The 14,382-nt window shown below is 69.7% G+C and carries 17 protein-coding genes; 9 read left to right on the top strand and 8 right to left on the bottom strand.

Features of this window, described 5'->3' with window-relative positions:
• Positions 1-8: 8 nt before the first annotated feature.
• Positions 9-1,211, bottom strand: coding sequence for an amino acid ABC transporter permease (locus tag KHU32_RS05220; RefSeq protein ID WP_213668953.1), 1,203 nt, complete (start codon positions 1,209-1,211; stop codon positions 9-11).
• 220 nt (positions 1,212-1,431) lie between these two features.
• Complete coding sequence (locus KHU32_RS05215) at positions 1,432-2,568, bottom strand: amino acid ABC transporter substrate-binding protein (RefSeq protein WP_249680558.1); 1,137 nt, start codon at positions 2,566-2,568, stop codon at positions 1,432-1,434.
• 137 nt (positions 2,569-2,705) lie between these two features.
• Here KHU32_RS05215 and lhpI point away from each other — a divergent pair, with 137 nt between their 5' ends.
• The 3 genes from lhpI (at position 2,706) to KHU32_RS05200 (ending at position 4,996) form a co-directional block, all read left to right on the top strand.
• Entirely contained in the window at positions 2,706-3,617 is a 912-nt protein-coding gene (gene lhpI / locus KHU32_RS05210) for a bifunctional Delta(1)-pyrroline-2-carboxylate/Delta(1)-piperideine-2-carboxylate reductase (RefSeq protein WP_213668952.1), read from the top strand.
• 106 nt (positions 3,618-3,723) lie between these two features.
• Positions 3,724-4,542 carry a 3-methyl-2-oxobutanoate hydroxymethyltransferase gene (gene panB / locus KHU32_RS05205; protein ID WP_456315937.1) on the top strand — a complete coding sequence of 273 codons (819 nt, stop codon included), beginning with the start codon at positions 3,724-3,726 and terminating at the stop codon, positions 4,540-4,542.
• Positions 4,543-4,672: 130 nt separating this feature from the next.
• Positions 4,673-4,996, top strand: coding sequence for a hypothetical protein (locus KHU32_RS05200; protein WP_213668950.1), 324 nt, complete (start codon positions 4,673-4,675; stop codon positions 4,994-4,996).
• A gap of 16 nt (positions 4,997-5,012) precedes the next feature.
• On the opposite strand, the gene KHU32_RS05195 is transcribed toward KHU32_RS05200, so the two are convergent.
• On the bottom strand, positions 5,013-5,855 hold the full coding sequence (locus tag KHU32_RS05195; RefSeq protein WP_213668949.1) for an NAD-dependent epimerase/dehydratase family protein: 843 nt from the start codon (positions 5,853-5,855) through the stop codon (positions 5,013-5,015).
• 194 nt (positions 5,856-6,049) lie between these two features.
• Here KHU32_RS05195 and KHU32_RS05190 point away from each other — a divergent pair, with 194 nt between their 5' ends.
• On the top strand, positions 6,050-7,075 hold the full coding sequence (locus KHU32_RS05190) for a helix-turn-helix domain-containing protein (protein ID WP_213668948.1): 1,026 nt from the start codon (positions 6,050-6,052) through the stop codon (positions 7,073-7,075).
• Positions 7,076-7,078: 3 nt separating this feature from the next.
• Here the strand turns inward: KHU32_RS05190 and KHU32_RS05185 are convergent, their stop codons facing one another.
• Together KHU32_RS05185 and KHU32_RS05180 are read right to left on the bottom strand one after the other, a co-directional pair.
• Positions 7,079-7,300 (bottom strand): DUF1289 domain-containing protein, encoded by a 222-nt coding sequence (locus KHU32_RS05185; RefSeq protein WP_213668947.1) that lies wholly within the window; start codon positions 7,298-7,300, stop codon positions 7,079-7,081.
• Positions 7,301-7,359: 59 nt separating this feature from the next.
• Entirely contained in the window at positions 7,360-7,989 is a 630-nt protein-coding gene (locus tag KHU32_RS05180) for a hypothetical protein (protein WP_213668946.1), read from the bottom strand.
• Positions 7,990-8,166: 177 nt separating this feature from the next.
• On the opposite strand from KHU32_RS05180, the gene KHU32_RS05175 reads away from it, so the two are divergent.
• The 5 genes from KHU32_RS05175 (at position 8,167) to KHU32_RS05155 (ending at position 12,163) form a co-directional block, all read left to right on the top strand.
• A complete protein-coding gene (locus KHU32_RS05175) occupies positions 8,167-9,423 on the top strand; it encodes an MFS transporter (protein ID WP_213668945.1) in 1,257 nt (418 codons plus the stop codon).
• A 59-nt stretch (positions 9,424-9,482) separates the two neighbouring features.
• Entirely contained in the window at positions 9,483-10,436 is a 954-nt protein-coding gene (locus KHU32_RS05170; RefSeq protein ID WP_213668944.1) for a Bug family tripartite tricarboxylate transporter substrate binding protein, read from the top strand.
• A gap of 19 nt (positions 10,437-10,455) precedes the next feature.
• Positions 10,456-11,337: a TauD/TfdA dioxygenase family protein gene (locus KHU32_RS05165; RefSeq protein ID WP_213668943.1), complete on the top strand. Its 882-nt coding sequence runs from the start codon at positions 10,456-10,458 to the stop codon at positions 11,335-11,337.
• Positions 11,334-11,768 (top strand): DUF1810 domain-containing protein, encoded by a 435-nt coding sequence (locus KHU32_RS05160; protein ID WP_213669675.1) that lies wholly within the window; start codon positions 11,334-11,336, stop codon positions 11,766-11,768. Before KHU32_RS05165 ends, KHU32_RS05160 begins: the two co-directional genes overlap by 4 nt.
• 110 nt (positions 11,769-11,878) lie before the next feature.
• On the top strand, positions 11,879-12,163 hold the full coding sequence (locus tag KHU32_RS05155) for a hypothetical protein (RefSeq protein WP_213668942.1): 285 nt from the start codon (positions 11,879-11,881) through the stop codon (positions 12,161-12,163).
• A gap of 29 nt (positions 12,164-12,192) precedes the next feature.
• Here KHU32_RS05155 and KHU32_RS05150 read toward each other — a convergent pair whose 3' ends face one another.
• The 3 genes from KHU32_RS05150 to KHU32_RS05140 are packed head-to-tail and all read right to left on the bottom strand — an operon-like array spanning position 12,193 to position 14,335.
• Positions 12,193-13,122, bottom strand: a complete 930-nt coding sequence (locus tag KHU32_RS05150; RefSeq protein ID WP_213668941.1) for a phosphatidate cytidylyltransferase — start codon at positions 13,120-13,122, stop codon at positions 12,193-12,195.
• A complete protein-coding gene (locus KHU32_RS05145) occupies positions 13,119-13,724 on the bottom strand; it encodes a lysophospholipid acyltransferase family protein (protein ID WP_213668940.1) in 606 nt (201 codons plus the stop codon). The genes KHU32_RS05150 and KHU32_RS05145 overlap by 4 nt, the downstream gene beginning before the upstream one ends.
• Positions 13,721-14,335, bottom strand: coding sequence for a CDP-alcohol phosphatidyltransferase family protein (locus KHU32_RS05140; protein WP_249680557.1), 615 nt, complete (start codon positions 14,333-14,335; stop codon positions 13,721-13,723). The genes KHU32_RS05145 and KHU32_RS05140 overlap by 4 nt, the downstream gene beginning before the upstream one ends.
• Positions 14,336-14,382 lie beyond the last annotated feature (47 nt).

The raw sequence follows: 14,382 nt of genomic DNA, 5'->3' as shown, positions 1-14,382 counted from the left end.
TCAGCTCCTCACCGTTCCACCAGGGCGATGCGTTTATTGTACCAGTTCATGAAGAGGCTGATCGACAGGCTGATCGTCAGATAGACAAGCATGATGATGGCGATGCCCTCGATGGCCTGACCGGTCTGGTTCAGCGTGGTGTTCGCGATGCTGACGATGTCCTGGTAACCGATGGCGACGGCGAGGGACGAGTTCTTCGTGATGTTGAGGAACTGGCTCGTCATCGGCGGGATGATCACGCGCATGGCCTGGGGCAGGACGATCAGGTTCATCACCCGCCGGCGCGACAGGCCAAGCGCTTCCGCCGCCTCCCACTGGCCCTGGCTGACGGCCAGGATGCCGGCGCGCACGATCTCCGCGATGAAACCCGCAGTGTAGAGCGTGAGGCCGAGCAGCAGCGCGAAGAATTCGGGACTGACGTCGAGCCCGCCGCGGAAGTTGAAGCCCCGGAGCTCCGGCACGTCGATGGTGAAGGGCGCTCCGAGCGCGGCCCAGACCAGGAGCGGCAGGCCCACCATCAGCAGCAGCGCCGCCGGCCATATGGACCGGATCTGGCCGTCCTGCATCTGCTTGGCCCGGACCGTCCGCCGGTAGAACCAGGTGAGGACGGCGCCCACGACGACGGCGAGCAGCGTCCAGCTATGGGCCGATTCCCATTGGATATAGGGCAGCTTCAAGCCGCGATTCGAGAGGAACACCCCCGTGACGGGGTTGAAGGCCTGGCGTGGCCCCGGCAGGCCCTGGAGCAGCGAATACCAGAAGAGGAGCTGCAGCAGCAGCGGCAGGTCGCGCACGATCTCGACATAGGCGCCGGCGAAGCGCGCCAGCATCCAGTTCTTCGAAAGCCGCGCGATGCCGAGGAGCGTGCCCAGGATGGTCGCCAGCACGATGCCGATGATCGCGACCTTCAGCGTGTTGAGCACGCCGACGAGCAGCGCCCGGAAATAGGTCATGGACGGGTCGTAGTCGATCAGGTGCTCGCCGATCGGCAGGCCGGCCTCGCGCGACAGGAAACCCCAGCCGGTGGCGATGCGCCTTACCTCGAGGTTGTAGCGCGTGTTCGACCAGAGCCATCCGAAGACGGACAGCACGGCGGCAACGACGAGAACCTGATAGACGATGTTTCGGAACCGCTCATCCGACCAGGAAAAGCGGAGCGGTCGCGGCGGCGCCTTGCGCAGAAGGCGAGGGTCGAGAGAGGCCCCTGACATGAATTCTGTTCCCGTCACAGTTGGATCCGGCGCGGCATTCCGCGATCCGGGAAGAGTGCCGGGACGGGGCTTGCGCCCCGGTCCCGATCGGTCGTCGAACCGTGATCACCTCGATGATTCACGGCCCGGTCTATGCTGAGAGCCCGTCCTTGCTGAGACAGCGTCGGCTACCGCCGCGGTGTTACCAACTCTGCGGATCGTGCTCCAGCCGCTAAGTATCTCACCGGAACGGCGGAGCGTATTGCAGGCCTCCGGGCGTCGTCCACAAAGCATTTCGGCCGCGCTGCAGGCCGAGCGGCGTCAGGTTCCGCTCGAAGAACTCGCCGTAATTGCCGAGGCTGCGGATGACATTGGCCATCCAGGCATTGTCGACGCCGAGCATGCGGCCGAGATCGCCGGTACGGCCGAGAAGGCGCTGCGCGTCGGGCCGGGCGTCGCCGCCGATGGCCTGATCGACATTGGCGGAAGTGATGTTGAGCTCCTCGGCCGTGATCAGGCCGAAGTGCAGCCAGCGGACCAGATCGGCGAAGCGATGGTCGCCATGGCGGATCAGCGGGCCGAGCGGCTCCTTGCTGATGACGTCCGGCAGGATCACGTGGTCGTCCGGATTCTGCTGCGTGGCGCGCGTGGCGGCGAGGCCCGAGACGTCGGTCGTGAACGCGTCACAACGGCCCGAGGTATAGGCGGCGATGTTGTCGTCGAACCGCTCGATCACCACGGGCCGGATGGTAATTCGGATGGAGCGGGCCCAGTCGGCCAGGTTCTGCTCGGTCGTCGTGCCGGGCTGGACGCAGACGGTGGCGCCGTCGAGCTGCGCCGCGTTCTGGACGTTCAGGCTTCGTTTCACCATGAAGCCCTGGCCGTCAAAGAAGGTGATGGCCGCGAAATCGAAACCGAGCGACGTGTCGCGGGAAAGCGTCCAGGTCGTGTTGCGGGCCAGGATATCCACCTCGCCCGATTGCAGCGCGGTGAAGCGCACCTGCGGCGTGGTCGGCACGAAGCGGACCTTGCTCGGATCGTTGAAGATCGCGACCGCGAGGGCGCGGCAATAATCCACGTCGAAGCCGCGCCAGGTGCCCTGGCTGTCGGGCTGGGCGAAGCCGGAGAGGCCGGTGCTGACGCCGCAGATGAGGGTGCCGCGGGTACGGATCGCATCGAGGGTCGCGGCGGTGACGACCGGCGTGGCAGGGGCGGCGGCCGGGGCAGCGGCGGCGGGAGCGGCCGGCGCGGCAGGGGCCGCCGGTGCCGCGGGGGCGGGCGCAGCGGGGGCGGGAGCCGCGCGGCCGGGCGCGGCGGGCGCCTGCGCCATGGCCGGCATGGCCGCCGCGAATAGCGCAGCGACTGCTCCCAGAATCATTTGATGCGCGGATTTCATCCGGTTCTCCCCATTTCTCGTTAGCGCCGCGGCGCAGCCTCGGTTAACGCCGAGATGCTGACCTAGGAAGCCGCGCCGATCAATCGCACAATGATCTGGCCAACCGCCAACGGAACCCCATGCTGCAACTCGATAAGGCAGAAATCGCGGCCCGCCTGCCCTGGCCTGCCCTGGTCGAGGCATTGCGCGCCATGTTCGTCGCGGGGTGCCAGGCACCGCTGCGCCACCGCCATCCCCTGCCGGCCGACGGCACGCTGCTGCTGATGCCGGCCGTCAACGAGACCCATTCGGGCGTGAAGATCGTCCATGTGGCGCCGGGCAACACCGCGCGCGGGGAGGCCTCGGTGAATGCCGCCTACCTGCTCTCCGATGCGGTGACCGGCGTGCCGATCGCGCTGCTGGACGGCGGCGAGCTCACCGACCGGCGGACGGCCGCGGCCTCGCTGCTCGCGGCCCGCTACCTCGCGCGGCCGGATTCGAAGCGGCTGCTCGTCCTGGGCGCGGGCAAGGTCGCGGCCGCGCTGGCCGATGCCTATGCCGCCGGCTTCCCGATCGAAGAGATCGCCATCTGGTCGCGGGACCCGGCGAAGTCGGGCGCCCTGGCGGCACGGCTGGCGGCGCGGGGCCTGCCGGCCCGGGCCGCACCGACGCCCAACCCGGCCGGCTTCGACATCGTGAGCGCGGCCACCCTCTCGCGGGAGCCGCTCATCCGCGGGGCCACCCTTTCCCCCGGCACGCATCTGGATCTCGTCGGCGCCTTCCGCGCCGACATGCGCGAGACGGACGGCGAGACGCTGACGCGCTCGCTCTGCGTGGTGGACACGCGCATCGGCGGCCTCGCCGAGGCGGGCGACGTGGTCCAGGCCATCGCCGAGGGGCATATCGCCGCGACGGATATCGCGGCGGAGCTGTCGGAACTGTGCAAGGGGCTCCATCCCGGCCGCACCAGCGCCGAGCAGATCACGCTGTTCAAGTCGGTGGGCTGGGCGGGCGAGGACCTGGCCGCGGCTATCCTCGCCACCCGCGGCTGAGCGCGCGCGCCGCTGCGACCAAAGGGGTGGAATCCGCCCTCGCCCCTTTACATTGCGGCCCAGGCGGCCGACAGCACCTCCCAAATTCGGAGGAATGCTAGTGAGTATAGTGACTCGCGCGAAGCGCATCAGCACTCCGCAGATCCGCGCCCGCAAGGGCGGCGAGCCCATCGTGAGCCTCACCGCCTATACCACGCAGATGGCCCGGCTGCTCGATCCGCATTGCGACCTCCTCCTGGTGGGGGATTCGCTGGGCATGGTGATCTACGGCTTCGAAAGCACGCTCTCGGTCACGCTGGACATGATGATCGCCCATGGCGCGGCCGTGGTGCGCGGCGCCGAGCGCTCCTGCGTCATCGTGGACCTTCCGTTCGGCAGCTATCAGGAGAGCCCGGTCCAGGCCTTCCAGAGCGCCGCGCGCATCATGGCCGAGACGGGCTGCGCCGGCGTGAAGCTCGAGGGCGGCGAGGAAATGGCCGAGACGGCGCGCTTCCTCACGCAGCGCGGCATTCCGGTCTGCGCGCATGTCGGCCTCATGCCGCAGGCGGTCAACGTCGCTGGCGGCTTCAAGGCCACGGGCCGGACCGAGGAGGATGCCCGCAAGGTCACCGCGGATGCCCAGGCCATGGCCGAGGCCGGCGCCTTTGCCGTCGTGCTGGAGGGCGTGATGGAGCCGGTCGCGGCCGCCATCACCGCCGAGCTTGCGGTGCCGACCATCGGCATCGGCGCCTCGCCCGCCTGCGACGGCCAGGTCCTGGTCTCCGACGACGTGTTCGGCCTGTTCAGCGACTTCACGCCCCGCTTCGTCCGCCGCTACGCCAATCTCGGCGAGCAGATCTCGGCCGCTGCGGCCGAATACGCGCAGGACGTCCGGGCCCGCCGCTTCCCGGCGCCGGAGCATTGCTTCATCCCGAAAGCGCGCTGAGGGCGGCCCCTCCGGTCGCCTATCCGGGCTCCGGGGGCCTATACTCCCCGGAGGGGTTGGCCAGCCCGCGCCAACCGCGAGAGGCCGGCGGCGTTCCGCCTGTCGGCTCATCGGAAAGAAGGGACGACCCATGAGGATTGTAACCAGCCTGGTCCTGGCTGCGGCCCTGGCCGCCTGCGCGCCCATGCCGCCGCCCGGCCCCGGCCTCGAGCCGGGCCTGCCCCTCGCCTGGAAGGATTTCACCGGCACCGGGCGCAACGACGCGCAGCTCGCCCAGGCGCGGGACGGCTGCGTGACGGAGGCGAATCAATGGGCCAATGACCGCGCGCAGCGGACCATCACCCCGGCCGCGGAGATGTCCGGCTACGCGCCCGCGATGATGAGCGCCATCGATGCGGGCCGGCACAACCTCATCCTGCGCTGCATGCGCACGGCGGGCTGGGAGCCGGCCTGAAGCCGGCCCCGGCCTTCTACTCGTCGAGCGAGAAGGCGTCCCGCGGCGAGGGCGTCTTCCGCGAATACTCCATCGCGGGATAGCCGCCGCCCTGGTATCGCTCCGTCACCGGATCGGCCGTGATGTGCCCCACCTCGGCGCGGAAGGGCTCCGCGCTGTCCTGCGGCGCCCAGCCGATGCGCTCGCGATGGTCGCGGCCCCAATAGGAAGCGGGGTTGTTCGAGCAGGCCCAGATCACCGCATGGCCAGTGCGCTCCGCCAGCACGCAGCGCTCGGCGAGGCGCGCGAGGTCCCCGAAGGAAAGCCAGGTGGAGAGCATCCGCCGGTCGATCGGCTGCGGGAAGCAGGAGCCAATGCGCAGGTTCACGTTCTCGACACCGTGCTTGTCCCAGTACATCCGGCCCATGAGCTCGCCATAGGCCTTGGCGAGGCCGTAATAGCCGTCCGGCCGGAAGTCGTCGTCGAAGTCCAGCTTCGCCTGATTGCCCTCCGGCCGCTCGTGGAAGCCGATGGAGTGGTTGGAGCTGGCGAAGATCACGCGCGCGCCCTCGCGCCGCGCCGCCTCGTAGATGTGGTAGAGGCCGCGCAGGTTGGGGCCGAGCACCTCCTCGAAGGGCCGCTCCACCGAGACGCCGCCGAAATGCAGGATGGCGCCGCAGCCTTCCGCCAGCCGCGCGATCGCCAGCCCCTCGTTGAGATCGGCCTTCACGAAGCTCGCGCCCTCGGGCAGGGGGTCGGGGAAGGGCACGATGTCGGTGAGGCGCAGCTTCCAGCCGAGCGCACCGAGGCTGCGCGCGAGGTGACGGCCGAGATTGCCGGAGGCGCCGGTCAGCAGGACGGGCTTTTGCGGGGCGGTCATGTGGATTCCGGTCTCCTGGAGGGGATGCGTCGGGAGGGGCTCATCATCATCGGCCCCAGGCTCCGGGTCCATCCCGGCGGGGTTCTCGCGCCCGGTCCCGTCAAGCGACAGTCGACCGAAGCAGTTTCAGGTTGGCAACGTTACCGTTTACACCATAGGAATGTTCTCGATCGGCCCATTCCGACTGGAACGTCATGATCCCCGAGGTCGTCTCCACCCATAGCCTGCCGCCAGCCCACCAGCTGGGTGCCTGGCGGAGCTGGTTCGACTCGGTCTTCGAGGTCGAGCGCCCCTTCGATGCCAAGGACGGCTTTCCGGCGGAGAGCCGCCACTGGGCGCTCGGCGAGCTGGGCTTCGGCCACGTCTCGGCACCGGGGCTCTGCGCCGTCCGGACCGCCGCCACGGTCCGGCGCAACCCGGTGGACCACTGGGTGATCGCCGTCGGGAAGCACGACACCGGGGTTCGCACGCCGGGCGACTCCCTGCTGATCCCGGCGCAGACGCCCTTCATCGTCTCCCTCGGCGACAGCCTGGCGAGCGAGCGCGTCGCGGATGAGCGCCTGCATCTCTACCTCCCTCGCGACGCCTTCGCGGATATCGCCCCCCAGCTCGACGCCGCGCGCAACACGGTGCTGACGGCGGGCCTCGGCAAGCTGCTCGGCGATTTCATGCGCAATCTGGCGCGGGAGCTGCCGCGCCTCGCGCCGGAAGACCTGCCCCGGGTCACGTCCGCGGTGCGGGCGATGGTCGGCGCCTGCGTCGTGCCCACGGCGGACCGGATGGTGATCGCGACCGGCCAGATCGACGCGACGCGGCTGCAGAAGATCCGCCACCTCATCCGGCGGAACATCGAATCCCCGGAGCTCAACGCCGCGATGCTCTGCGGCGCGCTCGATATCTCGCGCACGCAGCTCTATCGCCTCATGCAGGGCGAGGGCGGCGTGGAGCACTATATCCGCCGGCTGCGGCTGGAGGCCTGCCGCGACCGCCTTCTGGACGCGACGCGGCCCGGCACCATCGGCGAGATCGCGGCCGGGCTGGGCTTCGAGGATGCCTCGCAGTTCAGCCGGGCGTTCCGTCGCGAATTCGGCGTGAGCCCCCGCGAAATCCGCATCGCGGCCCTGGCGGGCGAAAGCCATGCGGCACTGACGGAGGACTGGTCCGGCGGCCGGCCGCTGCGCGACCTCCTGCGGAACGGCGAGGGGCCGGAGGCAGCCTGACTTCTAGTCGCGCCGGCGCTTGCCGTCGGCCTTGGGCCCCGTCACGAAACCCTCGGCTGCCAGGGCCGCCAGCCGCGCGGGCAGGGATTCCAGGATCGCCGCGCGGTAGCCCTCCACCCGCTTCCAGCTCTTCTTCTCGCGCACGCTCATGCCGCAGCCCAGGCACCAGCCGCTGTCATCGTCATAGCGGCAGACCTTGATGCAGGGGCGATCATGCTTGGACATCGGGCGAAGGTGGGAAGCCTGCCCGCCTTTGTCATGGGGCCTTTGTCAGAGGCCCCCTGTCAGGGAGCGGAGACGCGCCGCACGATCCAGCCGGAGAAGACGCCGGCATTGTCCAGGTAGTTGATCGGGCTGCTGGTCAGCTCGGTCACCACCACCTCGCCGCTCGCGGGGTCATTCACGCAGGCATAGGGGCTGCCGAAGGGGCTGTGGACGTCGTCGATGCAGACGAAATGCGCGCCGCCAGCCTTCCACTTCACATGCACGATGCAGGGCGCGCCGGCCTTGGCCTGCGCCTTGATGGCCGCGCCGATGCCGTCCGACCCGGCCCAGAAGCACTCCCAGTTGCCGAGGCCGAGGCGCCTCAGCACCTCGGGATGCTTCTTCGCGTCCGTGTAGGCGGTGCCGTCATATACCGTGCCGACGACGTCGCCGTAGATCCTGTAGACCTCCGGCTCCGTTTTCACCGCCATCGCGATCGCGGCGTTCGAGAGGGTGGCGCCGGCAAAGGTGGCGCCGGGCACCGGCACGGCGGAAACGGCGCTGCCCGCCGAAAGGCCGGCGAACATCAGCCCCTTCTTGATCTTGAAGTTGACCATGAGGATGCAGGCGATGCCGCAGGAGTTCACGGCATCCTGCTTCTTGACGATGTGTGCGCTCGCGAAGCGCGTCAGGCTGATGTGCCAGGACACCGCCTTCTCCCTCGAATGGCCGCCCGGAGGGAGGGAAACCAGATGCCGGTCCCGCGGTCAACATTCCTTTACATGCGCCGCCGACGGGGCGCCCGGTCGGATGATGACCCGGCGTGATCTGGCCGCGCCGTCACTTCCGGTCCACGATCGCCCGGGACGATGGGTGGAAACGAACAGATGAGTTCGACCGGCGCCGCCAGGGCGGCCTCGCGGGCCGGCGCGAAGCAGGGCGGGGCCGTCGGCCGCCTCCTCCGCACGCCGGATTACCGCCGCCTCTGGGTGCTCGGCGGCATCGCCAATGCCATGCGGTGGCTGGAGATGCTGGCCGCCTCGCTCTGGACCTTCGAGGCCACCCAATCCGCCCTCGCCGTCGCCGCCGTGGCCATGATGCGCGCCCTGCCCATGCTGCTGCTGGGCGCCCTGGCCGGCGTGCTGGCCGAGCGCTTCGACCGGCGGCGGCTGCTCATCTGGCTGCAGCTGAGCTCGGCCTTCGGCGCCGGCGCGGTGACGCTGCTGGCCGTCCTGGGCGTGCTCGCGCCCTGGCACCTGATGGTCCAGGGGCTGATCGCCGGCCTGGCCTGGGCGGGCGAGATGTCGACCCGCCGGCGCATGGCGGCGGAAGCGGCGCCGCCGGAGGACCTCGTCCCCGCCGTCGCGCTCGACACCATGACCGGCAGCACGACGCGCGCCATCGGCCCGTTGCTGGGCGGCGCGCTGTTCCAGTGGGCCGGCCTGCCCGTCGCGGTCGGCCTGGCCTGCCTGCTGCATCTAGTGGCGATGTTCATGGTGCTGCGTGTGACGCCTGCACCCAACGCCGTGCGGCCGGTCGGGCATGGCACGCTGGCCGGCATCGGCGAGGCGCTGCGCCTCTCGCTCGCCTCGCCGCCGCTGCGCGTGGTGCTTGGCGTCACGCTGATCATGAACATCTTCGCCTTCTGCTACGGCGCGATCCTGCCGGCCTTCGGCGCCGAGGCCTTCTCCGTCGCCGGGGCAGCCATCGGCCTGCTCGCCGCGGCCGAGCCGCTGGGTGCGCTGGTCGGCGGGCTCTGGATCACGCTGGGCCGCCGCACGCCGCCGGGCACGGCGCCGCTGGTCCTGGGATCGACGGTCTTCCTCGTGCTCATGACGATCGTGGCCTTCAGCCCGACCTACCTTCTCGCCTGGAGCCTGCTGGCGCTCGGCGGGTTGGGCACGGCGCGCTTCTCCGCGATGCAGACCTCGGTGGTGATGACCAAGGCGCCGATCGAGAGCCGTTCCCGCGTGCTCGGGCTGGTCACGACCTGCATCGGCACCAGCCCCCTCGGCGTGCTGACCGTGGGCGCGCTGTCGGACGCCTACGGGCCGCGGTTTGCCATCCTCCTCATGGCCGGGACGGGGCTCTTCCTGATGCTTCTCATGCTGCTCGTCGAGCGACGGATGGCACGCCGGGCTTGACATCGCAGCGCAGCAACCGGGACGATTTCATGACATCTCCCTGGGAGGAGAGAAACGGAATGAAGCGCCTCGCGCTGACGCTGCTGGCGATGGTCCTTTCGGCCGCGCCGGCCCTGGCGGAGTTTCCGGACCGGCCCCCGCGCATCGTCGTGGGCCAGGCGGCGGGCGGCTCGTCGGACATCATCTCGCGGATGGTCGCAGAGGCGATCTCCGGGGAGCTCGGCCAGCGCGTCGTGGTCGAGAACCGCCCCGGCGTGAACGGCGCGATCGGCGCCGAGTTCGTCGCCCGCAGCGCGCCCGACGGCTACACCGCCTTCCAGTGCCCGATGAGCACAATGGCCATCACCGCGCAGCTTCCGGGCGCGAGCATCGATGCGGGCGCCGAGCTTCTGCCCATCTCGAACGTCACTCTCTCCTCGTACGGCCTCGTGGTCGCGGCCAGCGGCCCCTATCGCAGCGTGGCCGATATCCTGGCCGCCGCGCGGGCGCGGCCGGGTGCCGTCACTTTCGGCAGCCCGGGCCCCGGCTCCGCGCAGCACCTCTCGGGCGAGCTCATGAACCGCCTGGCGCAGGTGAGCATGCAGCACGTGCCCTATCGCGGCGCAGCGCCTGCGGTGGTCGACCTGATGGCCGGGCGCATCGACTTCATGATGACCAATCTCGGCGACATCGCGGGCCAGGTGCGGGATGGCTCGGTGCGGCTGCTGGCCCAGGGCGATCCCTCGCGCTTCCCCCTCTTCCCCGACCTGCCGCGCATCGCCGACACGCTGCCCGGCTTCGAGGTCACGGGCTGGTTCGGCTTCTGCCTGCCGCGCGGCACGCCGCAGGCCGTCGTCGCACGCTGGGACGAGGCGATCCGCACCGCGATGCGAAGCGAGGCCTTCCGCCGGCGGCTGACCGAGGCCGGCTTCACGCCTTTCTACGAAGGGCCCGACGCCCTCGCCACGCGCCTCGCCGCGGACCGGGCCAAGTGGCTCGACGTCATCCGCGCCGCCGATGTGCGCGCGCAATAGACTGCAGAGGAGGATGGAGATGTTTACCTACACGCCGCTCACCCCCGTCTTCGGCGCTCGCGTCGAAGGCGCGGATCTGAGCCGGCCGCTCACGCCCGAACAGGCGCGCGAGATCGAGGACGCCATGGACCGGTATGCCGTGCTGGTCTTCCCCGCGCAGAAGATCGACGACGAGCAGCAGGCCGCCTTCGGCGAGAATTTCGGCCCGATCGAAGGCTCGCGCGCCACGGTGGACGTGCACAAGCAGCGCCTCGCCAACGCCTCGATCAACGACATCTCCAACCTCGACGAGAAGGGGGAGATCCTGGCGGCGGACGACCGGCGGCGGTTCTTCTCGCTCGGGAACCGGCTCTGGCATTCGGATTCCAGCTTCAAGGCGACGCCCGCGAAATACTCCATGCTGCATGCCCGCAGCATCCCGCCCGAGGGCGGCGAGACCGAGTTCGCCGACATGCGCGCCGCCTGGGACGAGCTGCCGGAGAAGATCAAGGCCGAGATCCGAAACTACGTCTGCGACCACTCGCTGCTCTATTCGCGCGAGCAGCTGGGCTTCGACAACTACACGGGCGAGGAGCGGAAGAACTGGGCGCCCGTGCCGCAGCGTCTGGTGCGCCGGCATGCGGGGTCGGGCCGGATCTCGGTCTTCCTCTCCGCGCATATCGGCCGCATCCACGGCCTGCCGCGGCCGGAGGCGCTGATGATGATCCGCGACCTCACCGAATTCGCGACGCAGCCGCGCTTCGTCTACTCGCATGGCTGGTCGGTGGGCGACCTCGTGCTGTGGGACAACCGCTGCACCATGCATCGCGGCCGGCCCTATGACGACAAGACCTATAAGCGCGACATGCGCCGCGTGACCCTGTCCGACGTGGCGCCCACGCTGCAGCAGGCGGCGGCCTGACCGCGGAGAAGAACGACCTCCGGCGCTTCATCGAGGCGCAGGAGGGCATCTATGCGACGGCGCTGGCGGAGCTGAAGGTCGGGCGGAAACGCACGCATTGGATGTGGTTCGTCTTCCCGCAGCTGCGCGGCCTCGGCACCTCGTCCAATGCGTCCTTCTACGGCATCGCTTCGCTGGAGGAGGTGCGGGCCTATCTTGCCGACCCGGTCCTGGGACCGCGTTTGCGGGAGTGCACGCAGACGGTGCTGGACCTGCCGGACGAGCCGCTCGACCTCATCCTGGGCGCGGTGGATGCGCAGAAATTCCGCTCCTGCATGACGCTTTTCCTCCATGCCTCGGGCGATCCCCTCTTCCGTGCGGCGCTGGCCCGTCATTGCGGCGGCCTCGAGGACGAAAGGACCCTGCTGCTTCTCGGCGACGCGTCGCGGTGAGCGGAAGGACCTCGGTTCGGGAAGCTCTTCCCGTCACATTTCGGTACCTCCGCCCTCCTTGTTTTCCAGCGATGCTGCCTTCAGGAAAAGGCCGACGCCTAGGAGTGACGATGAAGCGATTGCTGGTGCTGCTCGTGCTGGCCGGATGCGCGGAGACGGTGCCGCCACCTTCCGGCTCACCCTCCCCGGATGAGGCCGGCGCTCGGACGGAACGCGATCAACGCGCGCGCTTCGCCTGCGATGCCCGGGGCCGGATGGCCTCCGCCACGCCGGCCTTTGGCACGGGCATGGGAGGCCAGATGGGCGGGATGCTGGCCCAGCAGGCGGCCGGCGACACCGTCGCCCAGCGTTGCTGGGAGCGCTACCGAGCCACCGGCGTCCTGCCCTCGTCCTGAGATCCGCTCACCCGTAATGCGGTACGGCCTCACGCGTTCCAGAAATAGCGCGTGAAGTGGAAGAAGAGCGGCGCCGCGAAAATCAGGGAGTCGATGCGGTCCAGCACGCCGCCATGGCCCTCGATCACGTAGCCCCAATCCTTCGCGCCCAGGTCGCGCTTGATCGCCGACAGCACGAAGCCGCCGAAGAAGCCCGCGGTGACGATGACCGCCGACATCGCGGCCGCCTCCACCACCGAGAAGGGCGTCAGCCCACGCAGCAGCACGCCGACCAGGATCGCCGTCAGCCCGCCGCCGATCAGGCCCTCCAGCGTCTTGGAGGGGCTGATGCCGGGCGCGAAGCGGCGCTTGCCGATCAGCTTGCCCCAGACGTACTGGAACACATCGCTCAGCTGCACGACCACGACGAGATAGACCAGCAGCAGCGCCGAAGGCATGCCGGTATCGAGCAGCAGCAGCGCCGGCGCATGGCTCACCGCATAGACGCACAGCATCAAGCCCCACTGCACCTTCGCGCTGCGCGCCAGGAAATCCTTCGCATCGCCGGCCAGCGTGCTGAGCGCCGGCAGGATCAGGAAGGCATAGACGGGGATGAAGATCGCCATCAGCCCGTACCAGCGGTCCAGCAGCAGGCAGTAATGGATCGGCAGCACCAGGAAGAAGGAAAGGAACAGCGCCAGCTGGTCGCCGCGGCGCGCGGGGGTGAGCGTCCAGAACTCGCGCAGCGCCGTGAAGGAGAGCAGCGCGAAAAGCAGGATGGTCGTCGTCGCCCCCGCCCAGATCGCACCGCCCAGCACCACGACCATCACCCACCAGGAACGCGTGCGCGCATTGAGGTTGCGCACCGTGGCCATGGCCTTCTCGTCCGTCGTGCGTCGCTGCAGCACGAAGCCGACGAGGGAGGCGACGACCAGGATCGTGAGGATGGTTCCGACGACATGCAGCAGTGGGCCGTTCATGCGACGAGGTCCATCACGCTCTGCCGCGCACGCCGCAGGAAGGCGCCCTTATCCTCGCCGGGCTCGAGCCGGATCGGCGCGCCGAAGCGCGCGGTGCAGGTGATCGGCACGATCAGCAGACTCCCCTTCGGCAGGATGCGCTGGAGGTTGTCGAGATGGACCGGGATCAGCTCCACCTCCGGAAAGCGCGCGGCCATGCGATGCAGCCCGCCCCGGAAGGGGCCCATCTCCTCGCCCGAGCCGCGCGTGCCCTCCGGGAAGATCAGGATCGAGCGCCCGCGATCGAGCACGGCCGCGGCGGGCGCCAGCGGGTCATCGCCGCGCACGGGCTTGCGATCGATGAGCACGGCGCGCAGGCCGACCTCGGCGATCCAGCGCAGCACGGCGTTGCGGCCCCAATAGTCACGCGCGGCGACGGGATGGGTGAGGCGCCGCAGGGACCAGGGCAGCGCGGCCATGACCGCGACGGTGTCGAGATGGCTGCCGTGATTGGCGAAGTAGATGCGCTGGGTCGTGGACGGCGCGCAGCCACGCCAGTCGGCCCGCGCGCCGACGAGGAAGCGTACCAGCAGGATCAGCGCGCGGCGGATGGGGGCCGTCATGCGCGCGTCAGGGCCCGGGCGATGCCCTGGCTCCGCGTGACGCAGGTCACCAGGCTGCCGAGGGTGATGACCGCCCCGCAGGCCAGCAGCGCCCAGCGCGTGCCGAGGAGGGGCAGCTCGATCGCCGCGATCACCAGCGCCAGCGTGAGCGCGGCCATGCGGCGCTGCTTTGCCATCACGCCCGAAAAATCCTGCGCGAGGCCGACCGATCCGCCGAAGACGCGCACATAGGCCGTCAGCGCCGCCAGCAGCGCGCAGGCCCAGCCGAGCCAGGGCAGGCCGGCCGCATAGCCCAGCGGCACGAGGAAGAGCGTGTCGGCAATGCGGTCGGGGAACTCGTTGTAGAGCGCGCCGGTCGGCGTCTTCATGCCGCCCTCGATGGCGACCATGCCGTCCAGCAGGTTGCACACCAGCCGCGCCTGCACGCAGAGCGCCGCGCCGATCCAGGCCAGCGGATGCGGCACCAGCAGCAGCGCGCCGCCGAGGGCGGCGAAGCCCACCGAGGCCACCGAGATGCTGTTGGGCGTGACGCCCGCGCGCGCCAGCCGCCCGGCGAGCGCGATCGCCCAGCCGGAGGACCGGCTCGCAATGGGCCTGCGTGCGGATTCCAATCGCCCCTCCTGACGAATCAATGCGGAGGCAAGGGTAACAGCCTTTC

The organism is Roseococcus pinisoli (assembly GCF_018413645.1).
Lineage (GTDB): Bacteria > Pseudomonadota > Alphaproteobacteria > Acetobacterales > Acetobacteraceae > Roseococcus > Roseococcus pinisoli.
The sequence above is the reverse complement of the archived record's forward strand: the minus strand, read 5'-3'. Positions and strand labels throughout refer to the sequence as shown.

Bases quoted from the DNA above. Each gene is read 5' to 3' on its own strand.
- KHU32_RS05175 (WP_213668945.1), top strand. From the start codon at position 8,167: ATGAGTTCGACCGGCGCCGCCAGGGCGGCCTCGCGGGCCGGCGCGAAG.
- KHU32_RS05195 (WP_213668949.1), bottom strand. From the start codon at position 5,855: ATGACCGCCCCGCAAAAGCCCGTCCTGCTGACCGGCGCCTCCGGCAAT.
- KHU32_RS05155 (WP_213668942.1), top strand. From the start codon at position 11,879: ATGAAGCGATTGCTGGTGCTGCTCGTGCTGGCCGGATGCGCGGAGACG.
- KHU32_RS05200 (WP_213668950.1), top strand. From the start codon at position 4,673: ATGAGGATTGTAACCAGCCTGGTCCTGGCTGCGGCCCTGGCCGCCTGC.
- KHU32_RS05165 (WP_213668943.1), top strand. From the start codon at position 10,456: ATGTTTACCTACACGCCGCTCACCCCCGTCTTCGGCGCTCGCGTCGAA.
- KHU32_RS05190 (WP_213668948.1), top strand. From the start codon at position 6,050: ATGATCCCCGAGGTCGTCTCCACCCATAGCCTGCCGCCAGCCCACCAG.
- KHU32_RS05215 (WP_249680558.1), bottom strand. From the start codon at position 2,568: ATGATTCTGGGAGCAGTCGCTGCGCTATTCGCGGCGGCCATGCCGGCC.
- lhpI (WP_213668952.1), top strand. From the start codon at position 2,706: ATGCTGCAACTCGATAAGGCAGAAATCGCGGCCCGCCTGCCCTGGCCT.
- KHU32_RS05145 (WP_213668940.1), bottom strand. From the start codon at position 13,724: ATGACGGCCCCCATCCGCCGCGCGCTGATCCTGCTGGTACGCTTCCTC.
- KHU32_RS05150 (WP_213668941.1), bottom strand. From the start codon at position 13,122: ATGAACGGCCCACTGCTGCATGTCGTCGGAACCATCCTCACGATCCTG.
- KHU32_RS05170 (WP_213668944.1), top strand. From the start codon at position 9,483: ATGAAGCGCCTCGCGCTGACGCTGCTGGCGATGGTCCTTTCGGCCGCG.
- KHU32_RS05185 (WP_213668947.1), bottom strand. From the start codon at position 7,300: ATGTCCAAGCATGATCGCCCCTGCATCAAGGTCTGCCGCTATGACGAT.
- KHU32_RS05220 (WP_213668953.1), bottom strand. From the start codon at position 1,211: ATGTCAGGGGCCTCTCTCGACCCTCGCCTTCTGCGCAAGGCGCCGCCG.